This is a genomic window from Desulfocucumis palustris (genome assembly GCF_002933875.1).
GTDB lineage: Bacteria > Bacillota > Desulfotomaculia > Desulfotomaculales > Desulfocucumaceae > Desulfocucumis > Desulfocucumis palustris.
Map to the genome: position 1 here is coordinate 1 of NZ_BFAV01000091.1, position 220 is coordinate 220.

Genomic DNA, 220 nt, shown 5'->3' on the forward strand with positions numbered 1-220 from the left:
GCGGGCTGTAAGAAGCAAGCATGGCGCGAAAGACGCGAGCGAGTGAGCTTAAGCGTATGTTAAATACGTGAGCGAGTGAGCGAAGCGGCTGGCGCAGCCAGGCGAAGGTTATCACGGCACGCAAAAAAGGTCAAGCTACAAAGAGCATACGGCGGATGCCTAGGCGCAATGGGCCGATGAAGGACGTGGTAAGCTGCGAAAAGTCACGGTGAGCCGCAAG

1 rRNA gene is annotated in these 220 nt (G+C 56.8%); it reads left to right on the plus strand.

What is annotated here, in order from left to right:
* Nucleotides 1–128: 128 nt before the first annotated feature.
* A 23S ribosomal RNA gene (locus tag DCCM_RS06845) occupies nt 129–220 on the plus strand; the annotation flags it as partial.